The organism is Campylobacter sp. BCW_6460, assembly GCF_001762705.1.
Lineage (GTDB): Bacteria > Campylobacterota > Campylobacteria > Campylobacterales > Campylobacteraceae > Campylobacter_D > Campylobacter_D jejuni.
Genome location: NZ_MJXI01000028.1, coordinates 1 through 9624, shown reverse-complemented (window position 1 = coordinate 9624; position 9624 = coordinate 1). Strand labels below are relative to the sequence as shown.

The following is a 9624-nucleotide window of genomic DNA, read 5'->3' as shown; positions in this document are numbered from 1 at the left end:
TGGGAACAAATTTTTTCTAAAAAAGAATGGGGCAAGTATCCAAGTGAAAATGTTATAAGATTTATAGCAAGGAATTTTTATAATGTGCAAGATAGAAGTAAAATCAATATTTTAGAACTTGGTTTTGGAACAGGAGCTAATTTATGGTTTTGTGCAAAAGAAGGTTTTAGTGTAAGTGGTATAGAATGGAGCAAAACAGGATTAGAGCGTTTTAAAGCTCGTATGAAAGATGAGAATTTAAGTGATAAAATCAAGCAAATTGAACTGGGTGATTATATCGATAAATTAGATAGTTTTAAAAATGATAGTTTTGATGCCATTATAGATGTGGCATCGCTTTGTTGCAACGATAGAGAAAAGTCAAAAAATATTTTCACAAAAGCCGTTAGAAAACTTAAAAAGGGTGGCAAGTTTTATTCTAGTGCTTTATCCAAGCAAGTTTTTGGATATGAAGCTGACAAAGGAGATTTTTTCGAGCCAAATCACGGAATTTACATCAAAATGGGTTCTTTGCGTTTTGATGATGAAAAAAGCTTAAAAGAACTTTATAAAGAATTAAAATGTATCAATTTTTATACCCAAACCTTAAAGGATAAGCAAAGTATCAAAGAAGAAATTTTAATCTTTGAAGGTGAAAAAAGCTCTACAGAAGCTATGGGGGGGGGGATTATCAAAAACAAGGCTTTGGAAAATGAGTAAAATTCTACTTGAAAAATTAGATGATCATTTCTTTTGTGATGATTTTGGCGAGGACATTTATTTTCAAAAAGAATATGCAAAATTTTATGGAAAAGTTTTTGAATTTGTCTATAAAGAAAATGGAAATTTTTTAAAAATTGTAGCCAATAAAAAAAGTATAAAGAATACTTCTTTTTTTGATTTGCAAAGTCCTTATGGGTATGGTGGAATTTATAGCAATAGCATGGATAAAGCCTTTTTAACGAGAGCTTTAGAGAATTTAAGACAGCGTGCTTTGAAGGAAAATATCGTTGCTTTTTTTATAAGATTTCATCCTTTTGATAAAAATTTAAGTTTTTATGAAAAAAAGCTTGATTTTTTCTTAAAAGAAAGAAAGATAGTCATAGTGCCAATCTATAAAAATTTAGAACAAATCAGAGCCAATTATAGTCCAAGAATAAAAACTTATGTGAAAAAAGCAAGAAAAGAACTTGAAATTTCAAAGGCAAAGGCAAGTGATGCTAAGGATTTTAAAAGACTTTACGATGAAACCATGAGAAGAAATCAAGCAGGTGAGTTTTATTTTTTTGATGATGATTATTTTAAAGAGCTTTTTAATTTTAAACAAAGCTTAATCTTAAAAGCAAGTTATAGGGGTGAAATTTTAGCCTATGCTAGTTTTTTCTTAGGTAAGAAATTTGCCTACTATCATCTTAGTGCAAATAAAAATGAAAAAAATGCCAATGCGGCTTTACTTGATTTTTCTTTTGAACTTTGTTTAAACAAAAATATTGATTTTATCCTACTTGGCGGTGGGGTGAAGGATGATGATAATTTGTTTTATTTTAAGCAAAAATTTTCAACACTTGAAAGCTTTTTTTACATAGGTGGGATAGTTTTTGATGCTTTAAATTATAAAAAATTTTGTAAAGATTATAAAAATAATTTTTTCCTCAAATACCGCAATGGGGGGGGGTAGTTATTTTTACAATCTTTATATGGAGTAAAAATGAAATATTGTGATTATTGTGTTATGCCAGATACCAGACCCGGACTTAAATTTTTTAAAGATGAAAATGGCAAAAATATATGCAGTGCTTGTGTTAATCATAAAAATAAAGAAAATATTGATTATAAAGCAAGATTTAAAGAGCTTGAAGCCTTATGCGATAAATACCGCAGAATGAATGGAAAATTTGAATATGATTGTGCTATTGCCGTAAGTGGAGGTAAAGATTCGCATTTTCAAGTGCATATCATGAAAGAAAAACTTGGAATGAATCCTATTCTTTTTAGCGTTGAAGATAATTTCACCATGACTGAAGCAGGTAAGAAAAATCTTAAAAATTTAAGTGAAACTTTTGGTTGTCATATCATTAGCTTAAAACCTGATATCAAAACTCAAAAAAAAGTTATGCTAAAAACCTTTGAAAAATATGGAAAACCCACTTGGTTTATTGATAGACTGATTTACAGCTATCCTTTTGCTATGGCTTTAAAATTTAATACACCTTTATTGGTTTATGGAGAAAATGTTAGTTATGAATATGGAGGTAGTGATACCGAAGAAACTCCTAGCGCCAAAGAAATATTTTTAAATGGTGTAGCTAGTGATTTAGATATAAATGAATTTATAGACGATGAAATCAAAGAAGAAAATTTGCAACTTTTTTTCAATCCAAGCAAAGATAAACTCGATAAACTTGATCCTATTTATCTGAGCTATTTTATAAAATGGAATTCTTACTCAAATTATATCTTTGCTAAAAGTCGTGGATTTAGCGATTTGCAAGATGAGTGGGATAGAAGTCATTGTGCAGAAAATTTTGATCAAGTTGATAGTATAGGCTATATCCTACACGCTTGGATGAAATATCCCAAATTTGGTCATGCTATGGCAAGTGATTATGCAGCTCGTTTTGTGCGCTATGGGCTTTTAAGCAGAAAAGAAGCCATTGAACTCGTGCAAAAAAGAGATCATAAGCTTGACAATAAATGTGTTGAAGATTTTTGCAACTTCATAGGTATTAGCAAAACCACATTTTGGAAAATAGTAGAAAAACACTACAATATGGATTTATTTTATAAAAATGATTTTGGAGAATTTAAATTAAAAAATAAATTACAATAAAAATATAAAGGAAAGAAATGCAAAACTCATTAGAAACTTATACAATGAAATATAATGAAAATGGATACGGATTACTTTTTCCAGATGGTCATGTAGTACGTTTTTATGAAAGAATTTTAAAATACAAACTAAATAAAATAAATGGAAATTTACTTGATTTTGGTTGTGGCAATGGTGTACATTCAGCGTATTTCCAAAGCAAAGGGTTCAAAACCTTCGGAATAGATATAGTTCCAAGTTTAAAAGAAATTTGGGAGCAAAATATTAGGGGGGGGGGATATTGTAAAATTATAGAACCAAATTCTAGCATCAAAGGACTTTTTGATGAAAATATGGATATTATCTTTGCAAATCAAAGTCTTTACTACATACCCCTAAAAGAACTTAAACAAAATATTTTAGAATTTTACGAACTTTTAAACACAGGTGGAATACTTTTTGCTACAATGATGAGCAAGAAAAATTATTATTTTTCCCACAGTCAAAAAGAAGAAAAAAATGGCTTGAGTAAAGTTGAAATTAATGGAAGATTAAATGAAACAAGCTTTATACATTTCATGGATAAAGCCGAAGATCTAGAAAATCTTTTTCAACCTTTTGAAACTTTATTTCTAGGAGATTATGATCCTATTAATTTTTATAATTTTGAAGGATCAGCACACCATTATATTTATATAGGTATTAAAAAATAAATTTTTGCCTTTATTTTAAGGCAAAATAAAGGCAAAACTATGAAAAAAACTTTAATCATCGCAGAAGCAGGAGTCAATCACAATGGCGATTTAAATTTAGCTAAAAAGTTAATAGAAATCGCAGCTAACTCAGGGGCTGATTTTGTTAAATTTCAAAGTTTTAAAGCCAAAAACTGTATCAGCACAAAGGCTAAAAAAGCACCCTATCAGCTTAAAACCACAGCCAAGGATGAGAGCCAAGTTCAAATGGTGCAAAAACTTGAACTCGATCTTAAAGCTCATAAAGAACTTATCTTACACGCAAAAAAATGCAATATCACCTTTCTTTCTACTCCTTTTGATCTTGAAAGCGTAGATCTTTTAGATGAGTTAGGTTTAAAAATCTTTAAAATTCCAAGCGGAGAAATTACCAATCTACCCTATCTTAAAAAAATTGCAAAACTTAATAAAAAAATCATACTTTCAACAGGTATGGCAAATTTAGGCGAGATAGAAGAAGCTTTAAATGTACTTTGCAAAAACGGTACTAAACGCCAAAATATCACTCTTTTACACTGCACTACAGAATACCCTGCCCCTTTTGACGAGGTCAATCTTAAAGCCATGCAAAGCTTAAAAGATGCTTTTAAGCTTGATGTGGGTTATTCTGATCACACTCAAGGCATACACATCTCCCTAGCTGCGGTTGCCTTAGGAGCTTGTGTGATAGAAAAGCATTTTACTCTAGACAAAAATATGTCAGGGCCTGATCATAAAGCAAGCCTAGAACCTCATGAACTAAAAACGCTTTGCACTCAAATAAGACAAATACAAAAGGCTATGGGTGATGGCATAAAAAAAGCAAGTAAAAGCGAACAAAAAAATATCAACATAGTAAGAAAAAGTTTAGTGGCCAAAAAAGACATCAAAAAAGGAGAAATTTTTAGCGAAGGAAATCTTACTACCAAACGCCCCGCAAATGGTATAAGTGCTATGAGATATGAAGAGTTTTTGGGTAAGATTGCTACTAAAAACTACAAAGAAGATGAGCTTATCCGTGAGTAAAAGAAAAATTTGTATAGTCAGTGCAACAAGGGCTGAATGGTATCTTTTAAGAAATTTATGTCATGAAATTCAAAACGATAAAGATTTAAGCCTTCAAATCATCGCTACAGGAGCGCATTTAAGCCCTGAGTTTGGACTCACTTATAAAGAAATAGAAAAAGAATTTAAAATCACTAAGAAAATTCCTATCCTACTTGCAAATGATGATAAAATAAGCCTTTGTAAAAGTATGAGTTTAGCTTTTAGTGCTTTTAGTGATGCTTTTGAAGACTTAAAACCTGATATGGTGGTCATTTTAGGCGATCGTTATGAAATGCTTAGCGTAGCAAGTGTGTGTCTTTTGATGCACATACCTTTAGTGCATTTATGTGGCGGGGAGCTTACTTTAGGGGCTATTGATGATAGTATAAGACACAGCATTTCAAAAATGTCACATTTACATTTTGTAAGTCATGAAATTTATAAAAAAAGGCTTTTACAACTTGGAGAAGAAGAAAAAAGGGTTTTTAATATAGGCTCTTTAGCTTCTACTATCATAAAAAATATGAATTTTTTAAGCAAAAAAGACTTAGAAAAAGCCTTAGAAATGAAACTAGATAAAGAACTTTACTTAATCACTTATCATCCTTTAACCCTAAATGTAAAAAACACTCAAAAAGAGATTAAAACCTTGCTTAAAAAACTTGACACCCTTAAAAACGCAAGTTTGATTTTTACCAAAGCAAATGCTGATGAAAATGGACTTTTAATCAATGAAATTTTGCAAAATTACTGCCAAAAAAACTCACACAAGGCTAAACTTTTTGACAATCTTGGCTCACAAAAATACCTAAGTCTTATGAAAATAGCCAAGGCCATGATAGGCAATTCTTCAAGTGGTATTAGCGAAAGTCCCTTTTTTAAAACTCCTTGTATTAATATAGGCGATAGACAAAAAGGACGTTTAAGAACTCAAAATATCATTGATTGCGAAATTAATGATATTGATCAAGCTTTTGAAAAATTAGAAAGTAAAGAATTTAAGCAAAGATTAAAAAATTTTAAAAACCCTTATGATAATGATAAAAATCCCAATAAAATCATAAAAACTTGCCTAAAAAATGTAAATTTAGATACAATTTTACATAAAAATTTCATCGATTTATAAGGCTTAGTATGGATATAAACAAACTCAAACTCACCCCTGATTCAAGCATAGAAGAAGCTTTAAAAATAGTCGGAAAAGAACGCGTTAGACTAGGCATTATAGTTGATAAAAAAAATAAATTTTTAGGAGTAATTAGTGATTCAAACATCAGAAAAGCTTTAATTGGTGGCAAAACTTTAAAAGATAGCATCAAGGATATTTACACTAAAAATCCCATCACCATAAAAGAAAATACAAGCAAAGAAGAGCTTTTAAAACTTTCTGCTAAAACCGATATTTATGATTTTCCTGTTTTAGATGAAAAAGGGCAAATTCTTTCCATAAAATCTATCTCATCGCTTTTAAAAACCAATCCAAACTCCATTGTCATCATGGCTGGAGGCTTAGGCTCTCGCTTAAAAGAGCTGACTAAAGATACTCCAAAACCTATGTTAAAAGTGGGTAAAAAGCCTATTTTAGAAAGCATAGTCCAAAGACTTAAAAATCAAAATTTTGAAAATTTTATCTTTTGTGTGAATTATAAAAAACAAATCATAGAGGATTATTTTCAAAAAGGGCAAAAATTTGGGGTTAAAATTTCTTATATTAAAGAGCGTAAAAAACTAGGCACAGCAGGGGCTTTAAGCCTTATAAAACAAGAATTTAAAGAAAGTTTTATCGTTATGAATGCAGACATTTTAACCGAGCTTGATTTTAATGATCTTTTAAAAGCGCATAAAAAATCAAAAGCTTTAATGAGCGTTTGCGTGCGTGAGTTTGAGCAACAAATTCCTTATGGAGTGATCACTCAAAAGCAAGGTTTTATAGAAAATATAGAAGAAAAACCTACTCAAAAATTTCTAGTAAGTGCAGGAATTTATGTACTTGAAAATGAAATTTTAAATTTAATTACTAAAAACGAATACCTAGATATGCCAGAACTCATCAAACTCGCTCTACAAAAAGGCAAGGTAAATACCTATATCATCAATGATTATTGGATTGACATTGGAAGGCCAGATGAGTTTTTAAAAGCCAATGAGGATTTTAAATGAAAATCTTAATCATAGGCCTTGGAAGCATAGGAAAAAAGCATTTTTTAGCCTTAAAAAATTTAAAGTATGAAGTAAGTTTGCTTTCTTTAAGTGCTAAAAAAGAAGAGTTTGAAAAAACTCCAATTTATCGCTCTTTAAAAGAATGTGATTTAAATGAATTTGATCTTTTTATCATTGCAAATATCACTACAGAGCATTTTAATACCTTAAAAACTTTAAATGAGCTTGTAAAAGATAAAATCATACTCGTAGAAAAACCTTTATTTGAAAAGGTGAAAAATTTCACAAGCTCAAAAAATCACATTTATGTGGCGTATTTACTACGTTTTCATCCTGTGATTGTGGCTTTAAAAAAGCTTTTAAAAGAGGAAAAAATTTATTTTGCTAGTTTGGTTTGTAATTCTTATTTGCCCCATTGGAGAACTTTAGACTACAAGCAAAATTACAGCGCTAAAAAAGAGCTAGGTGGTGGGGTTTTACTCGATCTTTCCCATGAAATCGATCTAGCCTTTTTTCTTTTTGGAAACTTAGAGCTTATATACTCCCAAAATGCTAAAATTTCAGAGCTTGACATAACAAGCGATGATTTTGCCTTTTTGGCTTTAAAAAATTCACAAGAAGCTAAAATTCATATAGAATTAGACTATTTTTCTAAATTTAACAAAAGAGAAATTACCATTCACACTTTAGAAAAAAGCTTTAAAGCCGATTTAATAAACAATAAAATCGAAATTTATCACAAAGATCAAAGTCAAAAAATCTTAAATTTTGAAAACGATACGATAAAAACCCTTCAAAATTTACATCAAGCAATCCTTGAAAAAGATAAAGAACTTTGCGATCTTAAGCAAGCTTTAAAAGTACTTGAAGTTTGTGATGAAGTAAGGAAAAAAAATGGCTGAAATTTTATGCACCATTTGTGCTAGAGGTGGAAGTAAAGGCGTTAAAAACAAAAATATTAGAAAGATTAACGAACTTGAAATGATAGCTTATAGCATCATACAAGCTCAAAATTCAAAACTTTTTAAACACATAGTCATAAGCACCGATAGCGATGAAATCGCAAGTGTAGCTCAAAAATACGGTGCTGAAGTTTTTTTTAAAAGAGAAGCCCATCTTGCCAATGATCAGGCCGCAAAACTTCCTGTCATGCGTGATGCTTTGCTAAGAAGTGAAGAGCATTTTAAAACGCGTTTTGAAACTCTCATAGACTTAGACGCTTCAGCCCCGCTTCGCTCAAGCCTTGATATAAAAAAAGCTTATGAGAGTTTTGTTAAAAATGATAATTCCAATCTCATTACCGCAGTTCCAGCTAGACGCAATCCTTATTTTAACCTCGTAGAAATACAAAATAACAAGGTGGTAAAATCCAAAGAAGGAAATTTTACCATCCGCCAAAGCGCCCCAAAATGCTACGATATGAACGCTAGTATTTATATCTTTAAAAGGGATTATCTTTTAGAAAATGATAGTATTTTTGGAGAAAAAACAGGGCTTTTTGTGATGGATGAAAGCACGGCTTTTGATATCGATAGCGAACTTGATTTTAAAATCGTAGAGTTTTTAATCTCTTTAAAAAATTTATCTCCAAAGGATTTTTAATGCTTGAAAATAAAATCATCTTTGTAGCAGGAGCTTGTGGACGCATAGGCAAGGCACTTTGCAAAAAAATACTTCTTAATAAAGGCACAGTGATACTTGCAGATATTAACAAAGAACGCTTAAAAGAACTGCGAGAAAATTTAGAAACAAATTTTAAAACAAAACTTTTAAGCTTAGAACTTGACATCACCAAACAAGAAAGTTTGCAAACTGCCCTTGAAAAAAGTCATGCAAGATACGGTAAAATCGATGCTTTTGTCAATTCAAGTTATCCTTTTGGTAAAGATTGGGGTAAAACGCCTTATTATGAACTCAAATACGAACAAATTTGTGAAAGTTTAAATTTACATTTAGCAGGTTTTATGCTGGCAGCTCAAGAATTTGTGAAATTTTTTAAAAAACAAGGCCATGGCAATATCATCAATCTTAGCTCCATCATGGGAGTTTATGCGCCAAAATTTGAAAACTATGAGGGCACTTCTATGCAAAGCTCTTTAGAATATAGCGTGATAAAAGCAGGGATTAACCACATGGGTGCTTGGCTAGCCAAAGAGCTTTTTAATCAAAACATACGTGTTAATACCCTAGCAAGTGGGGGGATTTTAGACAATCAAAACGAACTTTTTTTAAAAGCTTATAGAAAATGTTGTGCGAGTAAAGGCATGTTAGATGCAGATGATATATGTGGAACTTTGGTATTTTTACTTAGCGATGAGAGTAAATTTATCACAGGGCAAACTTTAGTAGTAGATGATGGATGGGGATTATGATGACCTTCACCTCTACTCAAAAAGAACTCTTTAATAATAACATTGAAGCTTTAGGTAATATTCTTTTAAAAGAAAGTTTAAAAGAAATCAAGTCTAGTAAATTTGAACTTATCTTAGGTAAAGATAATCTAGATATAAATTTAAAAGATACGAATGATAATACTTTTCTTTATGGAAATGTTATTGATGAATTAAACACTATGTTAAACACCTATAATGACAAATACCTACTTTATCCTGTATTGTATTTTTATGGTTTTGGAAATGGAATTTTATTTAAAGCTTTATTACAAAATAAAAATCATCAACATATTGTTGTTTTTGAAAAAGATATAGAAATCATTTGGGTCATGTTTCATATCTTAGATTTTTCAAATGAATTGCAAAATTCAAGATTGATGATTTTAGAAAATGATAAATTACAAATTCAGGATTATGTTGAACTTTGTTCTTCTAAGCCTTTCTTTCAATTTTCTAGAATTTATTTTTTAGAACTGATGAGTAATTATTATGAAAGATTTCATGA

10 protein-coding genes and 1 pseudogene are annotated in these 9624 nt (G+C 30.3%); all 11 read left to right on the top strand.

The genetic code is table 11. The features are described from left to right. Positions 1-699 (top strand): class I SAM-dependent methyltransferase (locus AJ881_RS05135; RefSeq protein WP_070282538.1); only part of this gene is annotated, 699 nt, incomplete at its 5' end. Then, on the top strand, positions 692-1657 hold the full coding sequence (locus AJ881_RS05130; RefSeq protein ID WP_052785200.1) for a hypothetical protein: 966 nt from the start codon (positions 692-694) through the stop codon (positions 1655-1657). The genes AJ881_RS05135 and AJ881_RS05130, both read left to right, overlap by 8 nt. A gap of 30 nt (positions 1658-1687) precedes the next feature. Continuing rightward, positions 1688-2809 (top strand): N-acetyl sugar amidotransferase, encoded by a 1122-nt coding sequence (locus AJ881_RS05125; protein WP_002920613.1) that lies wholly within the window; start codon positions 1688-1690, stop codon positions 2807-2809. A gap of 17 nt (positions 2810-2826) precedes the next feature. Further along, positions 2827-3501 carry a methyltransferase domain-containing protein gene (locus AJ881_RS05120; protein WP_070282541.1) on the top strand — a complete coding sequence of 225 codons (675 nt, stop codon included), beginning with the start codon at positions 2827-2829 and terminating at the stop codon, positions 3499-3501. A 39-nt stretch (positions 3502-3540) separates the two neighbouring features. Beyond that, positions 3541-4545, top strand: coding sequence for a N,N'-diacetyllegionaminate synthase (legI, locus tag AJ881_RS05115; protein ID WP_070273974.1), 1005 nt, complete (start codon positions 3541-3543; stop codon positions 4543-4545). Further along, positions 4538-5692 (top strand): GDP-N,N'-diacetylbacillosamine 2-epimerase (hydrolyzing), encoded by a 1155-nt coding sequence (gene legG, locus AJ881_RS05110; protein WP_070282543.1) that lies wholly within the window; start codon positions 4538-4540, stop codon positions 5690-5692. The genes legI and legG overlap by 8 nt, the downstream gene beginning before the upstream one ends. 8 nt (positions 5693-5700) lie before the next feature. Continuing rightward, entirely contained in the window at positions 5701-6726 is a 1026-nt protein-coding gene (locus AJ881_RS05105; protein WP_070282545.1) for a nucleotidyltransferase family protein, read from the top strand. Next, positions 6723-7628 (top strand): L-glutamine-D-fructose-6-phosphate isomerase subunit, encoded by a 906-nt coding sequence (gene ptmF / locus AJ881_RS05100; RefSeq protein ID WP_070282547.1) that lies wholly within the window; start codon positions 6723-6725, stop codon positions 7626-7628. Before AJ881_RS05105 ends, ptmF begins: the two co-directional genes overlap by 4 nt. Next, positions 7621-8328, top strand: coding sequence for a CMP-N,N'-diacetyllegionaminic acid synthase (legF, locus tag AJ881_RS05095; RefSeq protein ID WP_070273970.1), 708 nt, complete (start codon positions 7621-7623; stop codon positions 8326-8328). The genes ptmF and legF overlap by 8 nt, the downstream gene beginning before the upstream one ends. Continuing rightward, positions 8328-9098 (top strand): flagellin modification protein PtmA, encoded by a 771-nt coding sequence (gene ptmA / locus AJ881_RS05090; RefSeq protein WP_070273969.1) that lies wholly within the window; start codon positions 8328-8330, stop codon positions 9096-9098. Before legF ends, ptmA begins: the two co-directional genes overlap by 1 nt. Then, positions 9098-9624, top strand: a pseudogene (locus AJ881_RS05085) (motility associated factor glycosyltransferase family protein); the annotation flags it as partial. The gene ptmA and the pseudogene AJ881_RS05085, both read left to right, overlap by 1 nt.

Bases quoted from the DNA above. Each gene is read 5' to 3' on its own strand.
- AJ881_RS05130 (WP_052785200.1), top strand. From the start codon at position 692: ATGAGTAAAATTCTACTTGAAAAATTAGATGATCATTTCTTTTGTGAT.
- AJ881_RS05125 (WP_002920613.1), top strand. From the start codon at position 1,688: ATGAAATATTGTGATTATTGTGTTATGCCAGATACCAGACCCGGACTT.
- AJ881_RS05120 (WP_070282541.1), top strand. From the start codon at position 2,827: ATGCAAAACTCATTAGAAACTTATACAATGAAATATAATGAAAATGGA.
- legI (WP_070273974.1), top strand. From the start codon at position 3,541: ATGAAAAAAACTTTAATCATCGCAGAAGCAGGAGTCAATCACAATGGC.
- AJ881_RS05105 (WP_070282545.1), top strand. From the start codon at position 5,701: ATGGATATAAACAAACTCAAACTCACCCCTGATTCAAGCATAGAAGAA.
- ptmF (WP_070282547.1), top strand. From the start codon at position 6,723: ATGAAAATCTTAATCATAGGCCTTGGAAGCATAGGAAAAAAGCATTTT.
- legF (WP_070273970.1), top strand. From the start codon at position 7,621: ATGGCTGAAATTTTATGCACCATTTGTGCTAGAGGTGGAAGTAAAGGC.
- ptmA (WP_070273969.1), top strand. From the start codon at position 8,328: ATGCTTGAAAATAAAATCATCTTTGTAGCAGGAGCTTGTGGACGCATA.